The sequence below is a fragment of the Pelagibius sp. Alg239-R121 genome (assembly GCF_947331435.1).
GTDB lineage: Bacteria > Pseudomonadota > Alphaproteobacteria > Kiloniellales > Kiloniellaceae > Denitrobaculum.
Window position 1 is genome coordinate 75,487 of sequence record NZ_CAMZOF010000004.1, and the last position, 19,801, is coordinate 95,287.

A 19,801-nucleotide genomic window follows, 5' to 3' on the forward strand; every position below is an offset into this window, starting at 1 on the left:
GTCGCCGGTTTGAGGGCGAAGGTTGCTTCGCGGTCCGCGGAAAACAGAAAAGGGCGCCAAAGCTGAAAAGCCCGGCGCCCTTGTTCATTGTAGAAATCTTCGTCCGTCCAGACGAAAATTTAGAGGCCCAGTGCCTCCTGCGGAGCGACGTAATCCATGCCATGGGCATCGGCTACCGCCTTGTAAGTAACCTTACCCATGGCAACGTTCAGGCCTTCCATCAGGTGTGGGTCATCGGTGAGCGCGCGTTTATAACCCTTGTCGGCCAACGCCAGGGTAAAGGGCAGGGTGGCGTTGTTCAGCGCAAACGTCGAGGTCCGGGCAACCGCACCGGGCATGTTTGTCACGCAGTAATGGACCACTTCCTCTTCCACGTATGTCGGATTGTCGTGTGTGGTGCCGCGCGATGTCTCAAAACAGCCGCCTTGATCGATCGCAATGTCGACGAGGACCGATCCAGGCCGCATTTTCCTCAACATATCGCGTGTGACCAACTTGGGCGCTGCCGCGCCCGGCACCAAAACCGCGCCGATCACAAGGTCCGCACCGGCGACGTGATTTTCGATAGAGTCCACAGTCGAGTAGATCGTGTTCAAAGTCGGGCCGAATTGCATATCCAATTCGTTGAGTCGCTGTAGCGAGCGGTCGATCACCGTAACGTGCGCTTCCATACCCATCGCCATGCGTGCTGCATTGGTGCCCGAGACACCGCCGCCAATGATCACAACCTTGGAGGCAGCAACACCGGGAACGCCACCAAGCAGCATGCCAGACCCGCCCTGTTCTTTTTCGAGACAGTGGGCACCGACCTGCACTGACATCCGGCCGGCGACTTCGCTCATGGGGGTCAGTAGAGGCAGGCCACCCCGCGCCGAAGTAACCGTTTCGTACGCGACCGCGACACAGCCTGAATCTACCAGGCCTGTGGTCTGGGCTTCATCGGGCGCCAGATGGAGGTAGGTGAAAAGCAATTGGCCTTCGCGCAGTTGGGCATATTCGCCGGGTTGCGGCTCCTTGACCTTCACCACCATTTCGACGCTGTCGAAAATCTCATTTGCAGTATCGACGACGGTTGCGCCTGCGTTGCGATAGTCATCGTCACTGAAACCGACCCCGCTCCCGGCGGCGGTTTCGACCATGACCTGATGACCGTGATGCTTAAGCTCGCGGATCGAGCTGGGAACGAGGCCAACACGATATTCGTGGTTTTTTACCTCTTTCGGCACACCAATGAGCACGAGAAATCTCCTTGAAACTCAGTATGTTGAAATATGTGCAGACAAGACTGGACCCCAGCGCTCAGCATCTCGGTCCGGTCTTGTCTTTTCCTGTCGGGCCGCCTTAGTGGCTGTCTCCCGTTTCCTGTGGATCCAGCGGATCCATTTGCCTTTCCGCTGAGCGGTTCAGCGTCGTGCAGATGCGGCTGGATTTAGCGAAAGGCCAGTTTCGATGTCTGGCACTTTTCCCTATTGATGATCAGTCGGTTGCCTCGAGTACCTCTTTGATGGTCTCGAAGATCTGATCGATCTGCTCCTTGCTGACGATCAAGGGAGGCGAAATCGCCAGAGTGTCGCCGGAAATCCTTAGCAGCAGCCCTTTTTCGAAGCAGGTTCGATAGATATCGTAGGTCCGTTTGGTCGGTGCACCAGGGCGCGGCTCCAATTCGATAGCCGCAACCAGTCCCAGGTTCCGGATGTCGATGATGTGCCTGGTGCCCTTGAGCGAATGTGCGACCACTTCGAGATAGGGCGACAATTCCTTGGCGCGCTCGAACAGGCCTTCCTCGCGGTAGACCTCCAAGGTTGCAAGGCCAGCGGCAGCCGCGACTGGATGACCGGAGTAGGTGTAGCCATGGAACAGCTCGATCGTCGAGCCGGTCTCGTCACCGTAATCCATCATGGTGTCGTAAATGCCTTTGCGGCAAATGACGGCGCCCATGGGGATCGTGCCATTGGTCAGGCCCTTGGCGCAGGTGATCATGTCGGGATCCACGCCGAAGTACTCGGTGGCGAAGCTTTCGCCGAGACGGCCAAAACCAGTGATGACCTCATCGAAGATCAGCAGGATGCCGTGTTTGTCGCAGATGGCGCGAAGTTTCTCGAGATATCCCTTGGGTGGAGGCAGGACGCCGGTAGAACCGGCCATGGGCTCGACGATAACGGCGGCTATTGTGCGGGGATCATGCAGCGCACAGATGCGCTCAAGATCGTCGGCAAGATGTGTGCCCCATTCGGGCTGACCGCGCGTGTAAGCTTGCTCAGCATGGTTATAGGTGTGCGGCAGGTGATCGACGCCGTTCAGCAGCGAGCCGAAGAAGTTGCGGTTATTGACCATGCCGCCAACGGAGATACCGCCGAAACCCACGCCGTGGTAGCCGCGCTCCCGACCGATCAGGCGGGTGCGCTCGCCCTGTCCGCGCGCACGATGATAGGCCAGCGCCATCTTAAGTGCCGAGTCTCCGGCTTCCGACCCGGAGTTGCAAAAAAAGACGTGGTCGAAATCGCCGCTCAGCATGTTTGTGAGGCGCGATGCCAGTTCGAACGGAAGCGGGTGGCCGTATTGGAACGTCGGGGCAAAGTCGAGCTTCGCAACCTGATCCTGGACGGCCTTGACAATCCTATCGCGGGAGTGGCCCGCGTTAACGCACCACAGGCCGGCGGAACCATCGAGAATCTGACGGCCGTCCAGCGACGTATAGTGCATATCCTTTGCAGCCGTTAAGAGAAGCGGGTTCTTTTTGAACTCACGATTCCATGTAAACGGCATCCAAAAGGATTCGAGATTGTTCGGGGATGCATCGAAGTTCCCCGAGGAAGTCAGCCCATCCATGACGACACCCCCTGTTCGATTACAGATTGTTAAATGCGTTGCTTGGAACTCAGCCTATCAATGATTAAGAAAATAAACAACTGCCTTGTTTATAGGCATTATTAAGACTATTTTTGCGTCGAAGTGTTAAATATCATAAACGAGTAAACGCATGAGCAATGATGGTGCTACCGAGAAAATTGTTAATAAGATCAACGGTGGAGGGGTTGCCGAGGACGATTTTGATCTTGGTCAGCGCCTGCGTTCGCTTCGGGAGCTCCATAATCTGTCCCAGCGGGAGCTGGCGAAGCGCGCCGGCGTCTCGAATGCGGTTATCTCTCTGATCGAACAGAACAGAACCAGTCCGTCCGTTGGAATGCTGAAGAAAGTGCTGGGTGGTATTCCCATGTCGATGAATGACTTTTTTGCCCTCGATGTGGCGCCGCGGGCTGAGGTGTTCTTTAAGGCGGATGAACTGACGGAAATTGGCGGCGGCAAAATATCTTTCCGGCAGGTTGGCCGCGATCTAACCGGTAAGGCGCTTCAAATCCTCCGCGAGCGGTATCAGCCCGGAGCGGATACCGGCGATACCATGCTTAGGCATGAGGGAGAGGAATCGGGTATCGTGATCCGCGGGCGCTTCGAGGTCACCGTCGGTGAGCAGCGCAGAGTCCTGGGGCCGGGCGATGCCTTCTATTTCGACAGCCGGATCCCGCATCGCTTCCGAAATGTCGGCGAAGAGGAGGTTGAGGTCGTAACCGCCTGCACGCCGCCGAGCTTTTGAGACTGCAGCGGCCTTTTTGGGGGCGTCGCGGGTAAATTGACGGGCCGTGTTGGTTTAATGACTGATCGCAGCCAGATCAGCCCAAGAGCTCGTAGAGAGCAACCGCCGCAGCATTCGACACGTTTAAGGATGAAATCGGCTCTCGGGTTGGCAGGCGGACCAATTCGTCACAGGTCTCACGGGTCAGGCGTCGTAGGCCGCTGCCTTCAGCTCCCAGAACAAGGGCTGCAGGGGCGTCGGATTTTGCCTCAGCCAGGCTCCGTTTGCCTTCGCCTGCAAGGCCTAGAGTCCAATAGCCGGCAGATTTTAGGCTTTCGAGTGCCCGGGCAAGGTTTGTCACGGCAATATAGGGAATATGGTCGAATGCGCCCGACGCAGTCTTGGCCAGAACACCGCTTTCCGCCGCAGCGTTGCGGCCGGTCGTAACCACGGCCTGGGCGCCAAAGGCGGCTGCCGAACGCAAGATTGCGCCGACATTTTGCGGGTCGGTGACCTGATCCAACACCAAAATGACAGGCCAGGAGCCATCTTCCGCCTTTGCGAGCGGTTCGGTCAGGAGGTCTTCCAAATGCGGTTGCGGCAAGTGGGCGCACTGCAGCGCTAGTCCCTGATGAACGGCCGAATCGGGAAGGGCGTTCAGAAAATCCTCTCGATTCGCCTGGTGAGCTTGCGGCGCACCCGGCTGCGCGAGGAGCCCGTTCAGGGCATCACTATGACGCTGAGCCGCCTCCTTGCTGACGAGAAGCCTTTCTTTGCGCCGTTTTGGGTTCGCCAGGGCCGCCAAGACGGCATGCACCCCAAACACCCAATGACCTGAAGAGCCGCCTGGTTTGCTTCCTGACAATGGACTCGGACTGAATCCGGATTTTTGACGTTTTTGGCCGCCGGGTTCAGTGCGATTTTGAGCACTGTTGCGGCCAGCTCCGTCGATGCCGGATTTGTGGTCGGACTTACCGCCTGATTTGCCAGTGTGTTTATTGGCGGATTTCTGGCGATTTTTGGGGCGCTTGCTTTGGGTCATCATGGGGCGTACTATGCCATCAAGAGCCCAAGGTTCTGCAAGCGTTGCCTTCAGCCAAAATAATCTTTTGGCTGCGAGGGGCGCTGTCTTTATGTTTGAAGTTGACAGGCCGAATTAAATCAACATATTTCGCATCTTCGTTGCGCCGTCGAGCGGGATCCTGGGAGGGGTGCCCGAGTGGCTAAAGGGGACGGGCTGTAAACCCGTTGGCTATGCCTACGTTGGTTCGAATCCAACCCCCTCCACCATAACGCCGACTCGGCAGCCTCGGCAGGAGCTCCGGACAGGAGGTTGTTATGACCTCTCCGGAAGACCGTCGCAGGTGCGTTGCGAACAAGATTGCGGGTGTAGCTCAATGGTAGAGCTCCAGCCTTCCAAGCTGGCTACGAGGGTTCGATTCCCTCCACCCGCTCCAAGACTGTCGGAGATCCGCGGGTCCATGTGATCCGGGGAGATTTGGGTATACTCTAATTAGGTGCGCTGACGCGGGCACGGGAACAAAACAATGGCGAAGGCAAAGTTTGAGCGGACTAAGCCGCACTGTAACGTTGGTACGATTGGTCATGTTGATCATGGTAAGACGACGTTGACGGCAGCGATCACGAAGGTGCTTGCAGAGAGTGGCGGGGCGGAGTTTTCTGCTTACGACCAGATTGACAAGGCACCTGAGGAGAAGGCGCGCGGGATTACGATTTCGACGGCACACGTTGAGTACGAGACGGAGAACCGTCACTACGCGCACGTTGATTGCCCTGGTCACGCGGACTATGTGAAGAACATGATCACGGGTGCTGCGCAGATGGACGGCGCGATCCTGGTTGTGTCGGCTGCTGACGGTCCGATGCCGCAGACTCGCGAGCACATCCTTCTTGCGCGCCAGGTTGGTGTTCCTGCGATCGTGATCTTCATGAACAAGGTCGACCAGGTTGACGACGAAGAGCTTATCGAGCTTGTTGAGCTTGAGATCCGCGAGCTTCTGTCTTCCTACGATTTCCCCGGCGACGATATTCCGATCATCAAGGGCTCGGCGCTTGCCGCGCTTGAAGATGGCGATGCGGCGATCGGCCGGGACGCGATCATGGAGCTTATGAAGGCTGTTGACGACTACATCCCGCAGCCTGAGCGTCCGAAGGATCGTCCGTTCCTGATGCCGATTGAGGATGTGTTCTCGATTTCCGGCCGTGGAACGGTTGTTACGGGACGTGTTGAGGCCGGTATCGTCAAGGTTGGCGACGAGATTGAGATCGTCGGCCTTAAGGACACGAAGAAGACGACCTGCACGGGCGTTGAGATGTTCCGGAAGCTTCTGGACTCTGGCGAAGCTGGCGACAACATCGGCGCGCTTCTGCGTGGTGTCGGTCGTGAGGACGTTGAGCGCGGTCAGGTTCTGGCAAAGCCGGGTTCGATCACGCCGCACACGAACTTCACTGCAGAAGCTTATATCCTTACGAAGGAAGAGGGCGGTCGTCATACGCCGTTTTTCACGAACTACCGTCCGCAGTTTTACTTCCGTACGACTGACGTTACGGGTGTCGTGACCCTGCCTGAGGGAACCGAGATGGTGATGCCTGGAGATAACATCTCCATGACGGTTGAGTTGATCGCACCGATCGCGATGGACGAAGGCCTTCGTTTCGCAATCCGTGAAGGCGGTCGTACCGTCGGTGCAGGCGTCGTCGCTGGCGTCATTAAGTAAAGTCGGACCATTCGGCGCACTCCTTCATACGGAAGGCTGTGCTCTGGATCAGCTCCACAGCCGCGTGCGGTTTTAACCGCAGGCGGCTCTGGCGTTTACAAGGTCCGGCATCTGAAAAGAGAACCAAAGCGCCGAAAACTGCTGATTTGCGGCTTTCGGTGCGGCGATTAGGAGAGTAGCTCAATTGGCAGAGCACCGGTCTCCAAAACCGGGGGTTGTGGGTTCGAGTCCCTCCTCTCCTGCCATTTCGGGTTCGATCTTTATGATCGGGGCTTTTGTCGCGGAAGTTGCGACGTATATGTGATTTAGAAGTTTCTGCCGCATTGGGTGGAAGCAGTGTTGAAAAGGACGAAGTCGGAGAATGGCCAAGACCAGTCCGGGTCAATTCATTCGGGAAGTGCGGCAGGAGACCTCAAAAGTCACCTGGCCGACGCGCAAGGAGACGATCGTGTCCACCATTATGGTGTTCGTGATGGTGTTCTTTGCTGCGCTATTCTTCTTTGTCGTTGATCAGATCCTCAGTTTTGGGGTCGGCAAGATCCTCGGTCTCGGAGGTTAAGCCATGGCTATGCGATGGTACGTCCTGCACGTCTATTCGGGCTTCGAAAAGAAGGTTGCTGAATCGATCCAGGATCAGGCGGTTCAAAAGGGAATGGAGGAGTTCTTTGAAGAAGTCCTGGTTCCCACCGAGGAAGTTGTTGAGATGCGCCGGGGCCAGAAGGTCAATTCCGAGCGTAAATTCTTCCCGGGCTACGTTCTGATCAAGATGGATCTGACCGACGAGTCCTGGCATCTGGTGAAGAATACGCCGAAAGTGACCGGTTTCCTTGGTAACAAGGGGCGGCCGCTGCCGATTTCCCAGAAAGAGGCCGAGCGGATCCAGACCCAGGTTCAGGAAGGCGTCGAGCGTCCAAAGCCCTCGATCACCTTCGAGATTGGGGAAACCGTACGCGTCAGCGATGGGCCGTTTACGTCGTTCAACGGCCTGGTGGAAGAAGTTGATGAGGAGCGTGCTCGCCTTAAGGTGGCCGTTTCCATCTTTGGCCGTTCGACACCTGTAGAGCTGGAATATGCTCAGGTTGAGAAGCAGTAGGCCGCAAGAGTGATTTTCCGTCCGGATCAGCCGGGCGGTTTATAAGTGCGGGAGGTTTGCCATAACCGGACCGCGCGACCCACGAACCGAAAGGGTTAATTGATGGCAAAGAAGATCGCAGGCTATATCAAGCTTGAGATTCCGGCTGGTCAGGCGAATCCGTCGCCGCCTGTCGGACCCGCGCTGGGACAGCGTGGATTGAACATTATGGAGTTCTGCAAGGCCTTTAATGCCGCCACGCAGAACATCGATCAGGGCACGCCGACTCCGGTGATCATCACTGCGTATTCGGATCGTTCCTTTTCTTTCGAGACCAAGACGCCACCTGCGAGCTTCTTCCTGAAAAAGGCCGCGGGCCTGCAGAAGGGGGGCGCAACGCCGAGTAAGGCTGTCGCGGGCAGCGTGACGATGGACCAGGTTCGCGAGATTGCGCAGACCAAAATGGTTGATCTGAACGCCAACGATATCGATGCCGCCGCCAAGATCATTATGGGTTCGGCACGCTCGATGGGTCTTGAGGTTAAGGGGTAAAGCCATGGCTGGAGCAAATAAAGGCAAGCGGCTGACCAAGTCGTACGAGAGCGTTGATCGCAATGCGAATTACGCTCTTCCTGAAGCGGTCAGTCTCGTTAAAGGTGGTTCGAGCGCCAAGTTCGACGAAACCATCGAGATCGCGATGAACCTGGGCGTCGATCCCCGGCACGCGGACCAGAATGTGCGTGGCGTCGTTTCCCTGCCGCACGGCACCGGTAAAACGGTTCGTGTCGCGGTCTTCGCGAAAGACGCGAAAGCGGACGAGGCACGTGAAGCCGGCGCCGATATCGTCGGCGCCGACGACCTGGCTGCTGAAATTCAGTCAGGCAAGTTCGAGTTCGACCGCGTTATCGCAACGCCTGATATGATGGCCGTGGTCGGTCGATTGGGTAAGATCCTTGGTCCGCGCGGGCTGATGCCAAATCCGAAGCTGGGTACCGTGACGCCTGACGTCGCTGGCGCGATTAAGGCCGTCAAGGGTGGCCAAGTCGAGTTCCGTGTCGAGAAGGCCGGAATCGTTCATGCCGGTGTCGGTAAAGCCAGCTTTGGTGAAGAAGCCCTGGTCGAGAACGTACGGGCTTTTGTCAATGCAATTCAGAAGGCCAAACCCAGTGGAGCGAAGGGGACTTACGTTAAGCGTGTGGCTCTTTCGTCGACCATGGGTCCTGGCGTGAAGATTGAAGTTTCCAGCCTGTCGGCGTCGGCGTAAGCCGGTCCGTCGGGTCAAGAAATTCGGCCAAACCTGAAAAGGCGAGGCCGATTATCGGAGCGGCGGAGCGATCTGCCGGTCCAACCTGTCCGAGACTGTAGGTGCCCCAAAGGGCTTCCCATTGTGTGGGATGCTTCTAGGGGTCTAAGCCGAAAGGGCCTGCATAGACGGGAAGCGAGTTTGAAGGGCCTCGATATTGAGGCCAATCGGGCTTGAACTTCCAGGACAGGCGAACCGGATTTCCGGGAGCTTTTCCGGGAATCCTCGTGCAAACCGGCTGATGACCGCCTTGTTGCGGGAATTGGCTAAAAAAGAGCGGAGCGATCCGTGGACCGATCACAAAAAGCAGAGATGGTTTCGGCTCTCAATGAGACGCTCGAAAGCGCGGCCCTCGTCGTGGTGACCCAACAATCCGGGCTCACCGTATCCGAGGTGTCGGGTCTTCGAACGCAGATGAGAGACGCCGGTGCCAGCTACAAGGTGACTAAAAATCGGCTCACGCGTCTTGCGCTTGAGGGCACGAAGTATAAGGCGCTGGAGTCAATGTTTACGGGACCGACCGCAATTGCGACGTCGGAAGATCCCGTGGCGGCGGCAAAGGTCTGCGTCGAGTTCGCCAAGAAGAACGAGAAGCTGACCATCGTCGGCGGTGCAATGGGTGAGGTGATTCTTGATCCTGCTGGGATCAATGCGCTTGCCAAATTGCCGTCGCTCGACGAATTGCGTGGAAAACTTATTGGCGTCCTGCAGGCGCCGGCAACGAAGGTTGCTGGTGTTGTACAGGCCCCGGCCGGCAAGCTGGCCCGGGTGTTCAGCGCCTACGGCTCTCAAGGTGAGGCGGCGTAAGCCTCTCGAGGAAATAGTTCAAGCCTAGGAGATTAAAATGGCTGATTTGGACAAGTTGGTAGAAGAGCTCTCGAAGCTCACTGTTATCGAAGCGGCTGAGCTCGCTTCAAAGCTCGAAGAATCCTGGGGCGTTTCCGCCGCTGCACCGGTTGCTGTTGCTGCCGTTGCTGGTGGTGGTGAGGCCGCAGCTGCTGAAGAGCAGACTGAGTTTGACGTTGTTCTGGCCGCTGCCGGCGAGAAGAAAATCAACGTGATTAAAGAAGTCCGCGCCATCACCGGTCTTGGCCTGAAAGAAGCCAAAGATCTGGTCGAGTCCGCACCTAAAGCCGTTAAGGAAGGTGCCAGCAAGGACGAAGCCGAAGAGCTTAAGAAGAAGCTCGAGGATGTTGGTGCGACGGTCGAGCTCAAGTAATCAGAGCCGATCGGACGTAACGCAAGGTCCGGCCGGCGTACGTGGTGAGCCACGTACGCCGCGTCGGCCTTCTGCGTATTTTGATTTGGGCCTGTTTATCGCAGGCCGGCCGGTTGGATCCGAAGGCCTAAAACCTGGTTCCTGAGGCGAGGTATCGCTGGTCGCAAGTGACGAATTCGACCGGGCGGATACATCGGGAAAAGACAAAGATTCTTGGCGCAGCTGCGTCAAAACCTGATGAAACGAGGACATGACTGACATGGCGAGATCGTTTACGGGCCGCAAACGTATTCGTAAGGATTTCGGGCGCATTGCTGAAGTAAGCAGCATGCCGAATCTGATCGAGGTTCAGAAAACCTCCTACGATCAGTTTCTGCAGATCGGTGTGCCTATGGCGGACCGTACGCAAACCGGCCTCCAGGAAGTTTTTGCATCGGTGTTTCCGATCAAGGATTTTTCCGAAAAGGCGGAGCTGCAGTTTTTGCGCTACGAGCTGGAAGAGCCGAAGTACGACGTTGAGGAATGTCAGCAGCGCGGGATCACCTTCGCGGCGCCCTTGAAGGTAACTCTGCGGCTTGTCGTTTGGGATATCGATGAGGACACGGGGTCCCGGTCGATTCGCGACATTAAGGAGCAGGACGTTTACATGGGCGATATGCCGCTCATGACCCGTCATGGCACCTTTGTCATCAACGGAACCGAGCGCGTGATCGTCTCGCAGATGCATCGCAGCCCGGGCGTGTTCTTCGACCATGACCGTGGCAAGACTCATTCTTCGGGTAAGTACCTCTTTGCTGCGCGCGTCATTCCTTACCGTGGCTCCTGGCTCGATTTTGAGTTTGACGCCAAGGATCTGGCCTATGTCCGTATCGACCGTCGCCGTAAACTGCCCGCGTCGACCTTGCTGCTGGCGCTGGATTCCGATGCAACCGAAGCGTTGCGCGAAGAACGGGCTGCTGCCGGTCTGGAGCTTGAGCCCCATGAAGCCACTGGTTTGAGCCCAGAAGACGTTCTCAACTTCTTCTATGACTCGATCGAGTACAAGCGCGCGAAGGATGGCTGGAAAACAGCCTTCAATCCCGAGCGTCTCAAGGGTTCTAAGCTGGCGCGCGATTTGATTGACGCGAAGACCGGCGACGTGGTTGCCGAGACGGGGACAAGGATGACTCCCCGCCTGGCGAAAAAACTGATCGAGGGCGGTCTTGAGAATCAGTTTGTCCAGAGTGACGACCTGATCGGCAACTATGTTGCCCAGGATTACATCAAGGAAGACACGGGCGAGGTTCTTTGCGAAGCCGGCGACGAGCTGACCGAAACCTTGATCGCGGAACTGGTCGAGGCAGGTGTCAAATCTCTGGCCGTTCTGGCCATCGATCATGTGAACGTCGGCCCTTACATGCGAAATACGCTGGCCATCGACAAGAACACGTCTCGTGAGGAAGCGCTGATCGATATTTATCGTGTCATGCGCCCTGGCGAACCGCCTACTCTCGAGACGGCCGAGGCCATGTTCAATGGCCTGTTCTTTGATCCCGAGCGCTATGATCTCTCGGCGGTCGGCCGGGTGAAGATGAACTCGCGGATGGGTTTCGAGACCGATGATCAGGTCCGGACGCTGCGCAAGACCGACATCCTGGCGATCCTTAAGATTCTGATGGAGCTTAAGGACGGCCGCGGTGAGATCGACGACATCGATCATCTTGGCAACCGTCGTGTCCGTTCGGTCGGCGAGCTGATGGAAAACCAGTACCGGGTCGGGCTGCTGCGTATGGAGCGGGCGATCAAGGAGCGTATGAGCTCGGTCGAGATCGACTCGGTTATGCCGCACGATCTGATCAACGCTAAGCCGGCTGCTGCTGCGGTGCGTGAGTTCTTTGGTTCTTCCCAGTTGTCACAGTTCATGGACCAGACCAATCCGCTGTCAGAGATTACGCATAAGCGGCGTCTCTCGGCGCTTGGTCCGGGTGGTCTGACCCGTGAGCGTGCCGGCTTCGAGGTTCGCGACGTTCATCCGACTCACTACGGTCGGATTTGCCCGATTGAGACGCCTGAAGGCCCGAACATCGGTCTGATCAACTCGCTGGCCACCTATGCCCGCGTGAACAAGTACGGTTTCATCGAAAGCCCTTACCGGACCGTTAAGGACGGTAAGGTCACGGATGAAGTGCGTTACCTCTCCGCTATGGAAGAGGGCCGCTACACGGTTGCGCAGGCCAATGCTCAGTTGAACGAAAACAACGAGTTCGTGGATGACCTGATTTCCTGCCGTCGCAGCGGCGATTACATTATGTCCCGTGTGGAAGACATCGATTTGATCGACGTTTCACCGAAACAGTTGGTGTCTGTCGCAGCGGCTCTGATCCCCTTCCTCGAAAACGATGACGCCAACCGGGCACTGATGGGCTCGAACATGCAGCGGCAGGCTGTGCCTTTGCTGAAGTCCGAAGCGCCATTGGTCGGGACCGGCATGGAATCGGTTGTCGCCCGTGACTCGGGTGTTGCAATTTCCGCGAGACGGACCGGCATTATCGATCAGGTCGATGCCACCCGTATTGTGGTTCGGGTTAGCGAAGAAACTTCGAGCGGCGAACAAGCCGTCGACATTTACAATCTCTTGAAGTTTCAGCGTTCCAACCAGAATACCTGCATCACGCAGCGCCCTCTGGTGAAAATGGGAGACACGGTCTCGCGCGGCGACATCATTGCCGACGGCCCGTCGACCAATCTGGGTGAACTGGCGCTTGGCCGTAATGTGCTGGTCGCGTTCATGCCTTGGAATGGTTACAACTTCGAGGATTCGATCCTGATTTCCGAGCGTATCGTGCGGGACGACGTTTTCACGTCGATCCATATCGAAGAGTTCGAAATCATGGCCCGGGATACGAAACTGGGTCAGGAAGAAATCACCCGTGACATCCCCAATGTCGGTGAGGACGCTCTGCGGAACCTCGACGAAGCGGGCATGGTCTACATCGGGGCCGAAGTATTGCCGGGCGATATCTTGGTCGGCAAGGTGACGCCAAAGGGTGAATCACCCATGACACCCGAAGAAAAGCTCCTGCGGGCGATCTTCGGTGAAAAGGCTTCGGACGTTCGCGATACCTCGCTGCGGGTGCCCCCGGGTGTGGGCGGTACTGTGGTCGAGGTGCGTGTGTTCTCCCGTCGTGGTGTTGACAAAGATGAGCGTGCTCTTGCGATTGAGCGTGCGGAAATCGAGCGTCTTGCCAAAGACCGCGATGACGAGAAGGTCATTCTGGAACGTAGTTTCTATGGCCGGCTGAAAGATTTGCTGCTGGGTGAAGTCGCTGTCACCGGACCAAAGGGCTTAAAGGCCGACACGAAGGTGACGGAAGAGACGCTGTCAGACTTCACGCCGGGGCAATGGCGTCAGTTTGCAGTCACCGACGATGCGCGGCAGACGGATATCGAAGCTCTCAACAAGCAGTTTGAGGGATCGATCGAGGAGTTGACCAAGCGGTTCGACAACAAGGTCGATAAGCTGCAGCGTGGCGACGAACTGCCGCCGGGCGTGATGAAGATGGTCAAGGTCTTCGTGGCTGTGAAGCGCAAGCTGCAGCCGGGCGATAAAATGGCCGGCCGTCATGGCAATAAGGGCGTCATCTCGCGGATCGTTCCGATCGAAGATATGCCCTATACTGAAGATGGAACACCGGTCGACATCGTGCTGAACCCGCTTGGCGTGCCAAGCCGCATGAACGTTGGTCAGATCCTTGAGACTCATTTGGGTTGGGCCTGTAGCGGTCTCGGCCGCCAGATCGGTGATCTGATGGCCGCGTCGAAACGCAGTGGCGACTATGCTCAGGTCAAGGACCGGTTGAAAGATATCTACGGCGACGAGGTCTATGCCGAGGATATCGCAGACATGGAAGGCGAAGCTCTGATTGAGCTTGGTCAGAATCTGACGGATGGTGTGCCGATCGCGACGCCGGTGTTCGATGGTGCGCGTGAAGACGACATCGTGAAGATGCTGACCCAGGCCGGATTGGATACTTCAGGTCAGGTGCGTCTGGTCGATGGCCGGACTGGTGAGGTCTTCGAGCGTTCGGTGACAGTGGGCTTCATCTACATGCTGAAACTCCATCATCTGGTTGACGACAAGATCCATGCCCGTTCGATTGGCCCCTACAGCCTTGTTACCCAGCAGCCGCTGGGCGGTAAGGCGCAGTTCGGCGGTCAGCGTTTCGGTGAGATGGAGGTCTGGGCGCTTGAAGCTTATGGCGCCGCCTACACGCTGCAGGAAATGCTGACGGTCAAGTCGGATGACGTTTCGGGCCGGACCAAAGTCTACGAGTCGATCGTCAAAGGCGACGACAATTTCGAAGCCGGTATTCCTGAATCGTTCAACGTTCTGGTCAAGGAACTGCGGTCCTTGGGGCTGAACGTCGAATTGAAGCAGAGCCAGTATTAGGCGAGCTGATGAACCTGCCGATTCACCCGGATGCGTGAATCGGCAGTGCCCGCCTGTAAAGTAGTTTTCGTAATCGGGAGATACCGATGAATAACGAGTTGATGAACATCTTCGGCCAGCCTGCGGGCTTGCAAAGCTTCGATCAGATTCGAATCTCGATCGCCAGCCCGGAGCGGATCCGTTCCTGGTCGTTCGGCGAGATCAAAAAGCCGGAAACCATCAACTACCGTACTTTCAAGCCGGAGCGGGACGGTCTGTTCTGCGCGCGCATTTTTGGTCCGATCAAGGACTACGAGTGCCTCTGCGGCAAGTACAAGCGCATGAAGTATCGTGGCATCATCTGCGAGAAGTGCGGTGTGGAAGTCACGCTTTCCAAGGTGCGTCGCGAGCGCATGGGCCACATTGAGCTGGCCAGCCCTGTTGCGCATATTTGGTTTCTGAAGTCGCTGCCGAGCCGCATTGGCCTTCTGGTCGATATGACTCTGAAGGATCTTGAGCGGGTTCTCTATTTCGAGAACTTCGTCGTGATCGAGCCGGGCCTGACGCCGCTGAAGGTCAACCAGTTGCTCAGCGAGGAAGAATTCCTCGATGCGCAGGAAGAGTATGGCGACGATTCCTTTACCGCGAAAATCGGTGCCGAAGCGCTGAAAGACATGCTTTCGAGTCTCGAACTCGAAGAAGAGCGTGACAGCCTGCGGATTGATCTGCGCGAAACCAATTCCGAAGCCAAGCGCAAGAAGTACGTCAAGCGCCTGAAGCTGATTGAAGCCTTCATGGAGTCTGGTGCGCGTCCGGAATGGATGATTCTCGACGTGGTTCCGGTCATTCCGCCTGAACTTCGGCCTCTGGTGCCGCTTGACGGAGGCCGTTTCGCAACTTCGGACCTGAACGATCTCTATCGTCGGGTGATCAACCGGAACAATCGTCTGAAACGCCTGATTGAGCTGCGCGCGCCCGATATCATCGTGCGTAACGAAAAGCGTATGCTGCAGGAATCGGTTGATGCTCTGTTCGACAACGGTCGCCGGGGCCGGGTGATCACGGGTGCCAACAAGCGCCCGTTGAAATCCATGTCCGATATGCTGAAAGGCAAACAAGGCCGCTTCCGTCAGAACCTGCTCGGTAAGCGCGTCGACTATTCCGGCCGTTCGGTGATCGTGGTTGGTCCGGAGCTTAAGCTGCATCAGTGCGGTCTTCCCAAGAAGATGGCGCTTGAGCTCTTCAAGCCCTTTATCTACTCCAAGCTCGAACTTTATGGCATGGCGTCGACGATTAAGGCTGCCAAGCGCATGGTCGAGAAGGAGCGTCCCGAGGTCTGGGATATCCTGGAAGAGGTGATCCGCGAGCATCCCGTGATGCTGAACCGGGCGCCGACGTTGCACCGTCTTGGCATCCAGGCTTTCGAGCCGGTCCTGATCGAGGGTAAGGCTATTCAGCTGCATCCTCTGGTCTGTACTGCGTTCAATGCTGACTTCGACGGTGACCAGATGGCCGTTCACGTGCCGCTGTCGCTTGAAGCCCAGCTTGAAGCCCGCGTGCTGATGATGTCGACCAACAACATCCTCTCGCCAGCGAACGGCAAGCCGATCATCGTGCCGTCTCAGGATATCGTGCTCGGGATTTACTATCTTTCGACCGAAGCCGATGGTGAGCCCGGTGAAGGCATGGCTTTCACAGATATGGGTGAGATGGAGCACGCTCTGTCGAGCGGTGCCGTGACCCTGCATGCGAAGATCAAGGCGCGTTATCACACGGTCGATGACGACAATCAGCCGATCACGACCATTGTCGAGACCACGCCGGGCCGGATGATCCTGTCCGAGATCTTGCCGCGGAACCCTGCGGTCAAGTTCTCGATGATCAACCGTCTGCTGACCAAGAAGGAAGTCACTGACCTTATCGATGTGGTCTATCGCCACTGCGGTCAGAAAGACACGGTCATCTTCTGCGACCAGATCATGAAACTGGGCTTCAGCTACGCCTGTAAGGCCGGTATCTCCTTCGGTAAGGACGATCTGCAGATTCCCGACGCCAAGGCACCACTGGTTGAAGCGGCGCAGGCCGAGGTTAAGGAATTCGAGCAACAGTACCTTGATGGCCTGATCACCAGCGGTGAAAAGTACAACAAGGTTGTCGACGTCTGGTCACAGTGTACCGACCGTGTTGCTGACGAGATGATGAAGGTAATTTCCGGCTTCACCGGCCGGGACGTCAACTCGGTCTATATGATGGCACACTCCGGTGCCCGTGGTTCGGCGGCACAGATCAAGCAGCTTGCCGGTATGCGCGGCCTTATGGCCAAACCGTCGGGCGAGATCATCGAGACGCCGATTATCTCAAACTTTAAGGAAGGCCTGACCGTGCTGGAGTACTTCAACTCCACCCATGGTGCACGTAAAGGCCTCGCCGATACCGCTCTGAAGACTGCAAACTCGGGTTATTTGACCCGTCGTTTGGTGGACGTGGCACAGGATGCCATCATCATCGAATACGATTGCGGTACGACCAATGGTCTGACCTGCACGGCGGTTGTCGAGGGCGGCGAGGTTATCTCTCCGCTTGGCGAACGTCTGCTGGGCCGGACCATGCTGGAAGACGTGGTCAATCCTTTGACGGGTGATGTCATCGTTTCCGCGGGCACAATGGTCGACGAAAGCAAGACCGACGAAATTGAGCGCGCGGGTGTCGACAGTGTCATGATCCGTTCGACCCTCACCTGTGAATCCAAAGGTGGCGTCTGTGCAGCTTGCTACGGTCGTGATTTGGCACGTGGTACCGAAGTCAACGTGGGTGAGGCCGTCGGCGTAATCGCAGCTCAGTCGATCGGCGAACCCGGTACCCAGCTGACTATGCGGACCTTCCATATCGGCGGTGCGGCCCAGCGTGGTGCCGAGCAGTCGAATGTCGAGGCAACGCAGGATGCCACGGTTTCGATTAAGAATCGCAACGTGGTTCTTAATTCCGACGGTGTTCCGGTGGTTATGGGGCGGAACCTTGAAATTGCCCTTCGGGACGAGACCAATCGCGAGCGGGCCCGTTTCAAGGTGCCTTATGGCGCCAAGCTGCTGGTCGATGACGGCGGCGTGGTGACCAAAGGTCAGAAACTGGCCGAATGGGATCCCTACACCATTCCGATCATTACTGAAAAAGAAGGCCTCGCGAACTATGTCGACCTTGTCGAAGGTCTCTCAATGCGTGAAGTCATGGACGAGACCACCGGTATTTCCAACCGGGTCGTTGTCGACTGGAAGCAGCAGCCTAAGGGCAATGACCTGAAGCCCCGCGTCACCTTGCGTGACGAAAAGGGCGAGGTGGTGACCTTGGCCAATGGCATGGAAGCACGCTATTTCATGTCCGTGGACGCAATTCTGTCGGTCGAGAACGGAGCAACGGTCAAGGCCGGCGACGTGCTGGCCCGTATTCCGCGGGAATCTTCGAAAACCCGCGATATTACGGGTGGTCTGCCGCGCGTTGCGGAGCTGTTCGAAGCCCGGAAGCCGAAAGACTACGCCATCATCAGTGAGATCGAAGGCCGGGTCGAATTTGGTAAGGATTACAAGACCAAGCGTCGGATCGTGGTGCGGCCTGAGGGTGACGAAGCCGGCGAACCGCGTGAGTACCTTATCCCTAAGGGCAAGCATATCTCGGTGCAGGAAGGCGACTATGTTCTGGTCGGCGACCTCTTGATGGACGGTAACCCCGTGCCTCATGACATTCTCGATGTCTTGGGCGTCGAGGCTCTGGCCGAATATCTGGCATATGAGATCCAGAGCGTTTATCGACTGCAGGGCGTGAAGATCAACGACAAGCACATCGAAGTGATCGTTCGCCAGATGTTGCAGAAGGTTGAGATTTCTGATGGCGGCGACACCACCTTCCTGATTGGGGAGCAGGTCGACCGCGAAGAGTTTGCGGAAGTCAATGACAAGGCTATTGCCGAGGGCGGTCGTGCCGCCGAGGCTCGGCCGGTCCTGCAAGGGATCACAAAGGCCAGCCTGCAAACGAGGTCATTCATTTCGGCAGCGTCGTTCCAGGAAACCACCAGGGTTCTCACGGAAGCAGCGACGCACGGCAAGCATGATAGTCTCATTGGTCTCAAAGAGAATGTCATTGTCGGTCGCCTGATCCCGGCGGGTACCGGTGCGGTCATGAACCGTCTGAAGCGAGTCGCTTCGGAACGGGACCAGGTGTTGCTGGACGAGAAGGAAAAGAACCAGGCCAGCATTCCCGGAGCGGTCGACGAGGCCGAGTCGGGTGGGGCCGAAGAGGAGACTTCGGTCGCCTAACGACGTCCTTTGACAGATCGTTGCGTTTAAGCGCCGTCGCCGGGATCGTTTGTTTCAAGAATCCCGGCGGCGGCGTGTTGTTTTTGGTCCGTAAAAAAAGGGTTTCCAAAGGCTTGACGCGATAGGGGTGCATCAATAGTATGCGCCAACCTTTCGGGGGCTGGTGGTAGGCCCATTGCGGTTTAGACGCAGCCTCGACGGTACACGGGATGAAAAATTTAACTGCTGTTTTAGACGGCGCTCAAAGCTCCGCGGGGTAAGGCTATTGCCCTGCCGCGGCGCTTTGGTTCGAGAGCTAGGTTTAAGGAAGTAACCTGAATGCCGACGATTAACCAATTGATCCGCAAGCCGCGTAAAGCGCCTGTAACGCGGAACAAAGTACCGGCGCTGGAAGCCTGCCCGCAAAAGCGGGGGGTTTGCACGCGCGTTTATACCACCACACCGAAGAAACCTAACTCGGCCCTGCGTAAAGTTGCGCGTGTGCGTCTGACCAACGGTTTTGAAGTGACCAGCTATATTCCGGGTGAAGGTCATAACCTTCAAGAGCACTCGGTGGTTATGCTGCGTGGCGGGCGTGTCAAGGACTTGCCCGGTGTCCGTTATCACATCATTCGCGGCACCTTGGATACCCAGGGTGTCAAGGATCGCCGCCAGCGCCGTTCGAAGTACGGCGCCAAACGGCCGAAATAAGGCAGGGTATTCAAGATGTCTCGCCGCCATAGCGCAGAAAAACGCGAAGTTCTGCCGGACCCCAAGTTCGGCGACACGATCGTCAGCAAGTTCATGAACTGCCTGATGTACGACGGAAAGAAGTCGGTTGCAGAGGGTATCGTTTACGGTGCATTTGATCGGATTTCAGAGCGCGGTAGCGCCGATCCGGTCCGGGTCTTCCACGAAGCACTCGGCAATGTGCGCCCGCACCTCGAGGTTCGGTCCCGCCGTGTCGGTGGTGCCACCTATCAGGTGCCCGTCGAGGTACGCCACGAGCGTGCTCAGGCGTTGGCGATCCGCTGGCTGATCAACGCCTCGCGCGCCCGTTCCGAGTTCACCATGACCGACCGTCTGGCGAACGAACTTATGGATGCTTCGAACAACCGCGGTTCCGCGGTCAAGAAGCGTGAAGACACTCACCGGATGGCAGAGGCCAATAAGGCCTTCTCCCATTACCGCTGGTAACGAAGCA

At 57.0% G+C, this 19,801-nt stretch carries 15 protein-coding genes and 3 tRNA genes; 15 read left to right on the top strand and 3 right to left on the bottom strand.

The window, feature by feature from the left end; genetic code table 11:
• Positions 1-119 precede the first annotated feature (119 nt).
• Both ald and QMZ18_RS13905 read right to left on the bottom strand, forming a co-directional pair.
• Positions 120-1,238, bottom strand: a complete 1,119-nt coding sequence (gene ald, locus QMZ18_RS13900) for an alanine dehydrogenase (RefSeq protein ID WP_282606911.1) — start codon at positions 1,236-1,238, stop codon at positions 120-122.
• Between the two features lie 238 nt (positions 1,239-1,476).
• Positions 1,477-2,829 carry an aspartate aminotransferase family protein gene (locus QMZ18_RS13905; protein WP_282606912.1) on the bottom strand — a complete coding sequence of 451 codons (1,353 nt, stop codon included), beginning with the start codon at positions 2,827-2,829 and terminating at the stop codon, positions 1,477-1,479.
• 151 nt (positions 2,830-2,980) lie between these two features.
• Between QMZ18_RS13905 and QMZ18_RS13910 the strand changes: the two genes are divergently transcribed.
• The gene (locus tag QMZ18_RS13910; RefSeq protein ID WP_282606913.1) at positions 2,981-3,592 is read left to right on the top strand and encodes a cupin domain-containing protein; all 612 of its coding nucleotides are present in this window, start codon (positions 2,981-2,983) and stop codon (positions 3,590-3,592) included.
• Positions 3,593-3,668: 76 nt separating this feature from the next.
• Here the strand turns inward: QMZ18_RS13910 and rlmB are convergent, their stop codons facing one another.
• Positions 3,669-4,388: a 23S rRNA (guanosine(2251)-2'-O)-methyltransferase RlmB gene (gene rlmB / locus QMZ18_RS13915; protein ID WP_282606914.1), complete on the bottom strand. Its 720-nt coding sequence runs from the start codon at positions 4,386-4,388 to the stop codon at positions 3,669-3,671.
• A 388-nt stretch (positions 4,389-4,776) separates the two neighbouring features.
• Here rlmB and QMZ18_RS13920 point away from each other — a divergent pair.
• The 14 genes from QMZ18_RS13920 to rpsG all read left to right on the top strand — a co-directional run bounded on the left by QMZ18_RS13920 (position 4,777) and on the right by rpsG (position 19,794).
• Positions 4,777-4,861: transfer RNA gene (locus tag QMZ18_RS13920), tRNA-Tyr, on the top strand.
• A gap of 93 nt (positions 4,862-4,954) precedes the next feature.
• Positions 4,955-5,028 (top strand) — tRNA-Gly (locus QMZ18_RS13925).
• A gap of 90 nt (positions 5,029-5,118) precedes the next feature.
• The gene (tuf, locus tag QMZ18_RS13930) at positions 5,119-6,309 is read left to right on the top strand and encodes an elongation factor Tu (protein ID WP_282606915.1); all 1,191 of its coding nucleotides are present in this window, start codon (positions 5,119-5,121) and stop codon (positions 6,307-6,309) included.
• Positions 6,310-6,478: 169 nt separating this feature from the next.
• Positions 6,479-6,554 (top strand) — tRNA-Trp (locus QMZ18_RS13935).
• Between the two features lie 116 nt (positions 6,555-6,670).
• Entirely contained in the window at positions 6,671-6,868 is a 198-nt protein-coding gene (gene secE / locus QMZ18_RS13940; protein ID WP_282606916.1) for a preprotein translocase subunit SecE, read from the top strand.
• A gap of 3 nt (positions 6,869-6,871) precedes the next feature.
• Entirely contained in the window at positions 6,872-7,402 is a 531-nt protein-coding gene (gene nusG / locus QMZ18_RS13945) for a transcription termination/antitermination protein NusG (protein ID WP_282606917.1), read from the top strand.
• A 102-nt stretch (positions 7,403-7,504) separates the two neighbouring features.
• On the top strand, positions 7,505-7,933 hold the full coding sequence (gene rplK, locus QMZ18_RS13950) for a 50S ribosomal protein L11 (protein ID WP_282606918.1): 429 nt from the start codon (positions 7,505-7,507) through the stop codon (positions 7,931-7,933).
• A gap of 4 nt (positions 7,934-7,937) precedes the next feature.
• Complete coding sequence (gene rplA / locus QMZ18_RS13955; RefSeq protein WP_282606919.1) at positions 7,938-8,645, top strand: 50S ribosomal protein L1; 708 nt, start codon at positions 7,938-7,940, stop codon at positions 8,643-8,645.
• Positions 8,646-8,972: 327 nt separating this feature from the next.
• Positions 8,973-9,491, top strand: coding sequence for a 50S ribosomal protein L10 (gene rplJ, locus QMZ18_RS13960; protein ID WP_282606920.1), 519 nt, complete (start codon positions 8,973-8,975; stop codon positions 9,489-9,491).
• A gap of 37 nt (positions 9,492-9,528) precedes the next feature.
• A complete protein-coding gene (gene rplL, locus QMZ18_RS13965) occupies positions 9,529-9,903 on the top strand; it encodes a 50S ribosomal protein L7/L12 (RefSeq protein ID WP_282606921.1) in 375 nt (124 codons plus the stop codon).
• A 259-nt stretch (positions 9,904-10,162) separates the two neighbouring features.
• On the top strand, positions 10,163-14,332 hold the full coding sequence (gene rpoB / locus QMZ18_RS13970) for a DNA-directed RNA polymerase subunit beta (RefSeq protein ID WP_282606922.1): 4,170 nt from the start codon (positions 10,163-10,165) through the stop codon (positions 14,330-14,332).
• An 86-nt stretch (positions 14,333-14,418) separates the two neighbouring features.
• On the top strand, positions 14,419-18,618 hold the full coding sequence (gene rpoC, locus QMZ18_RS13975; protein ID WP_282606923.1) for a DNA-directed RNA polymerase subunit beta': 4,200 nt from the start codon (positions 14,419-14,421) through the stop codon (positions 18,616-18,618).
• Between the two features lie 318 nt (positions 18,619-18,936).
• Complete coding sequence (gene rpsL, locus QMZ18_RS13980; RefSeq protein WP_142894948.1) at positions 18,937-19,308, top strand: 30S ribosomal protein S12; 372 nt, start codon at positions 18,937-18,939, stop codon at positions 19,306-19,308.
• Positions 19,309-19,323: 15 nt separating this feature from the next.
• Positions 19,324-19,794, top strand: a complete 471-nt coding sequence (rpsG, locus tag QMZ18_RS13985) for a 30S ribosomal protein S7 (protein WP_282606924.1) — start codon at positions 19,324-19,326, stop codon at positions 19,792-19,794.
• Positions 19,795-19,801 lie beyond the last annotated feature (7 nt).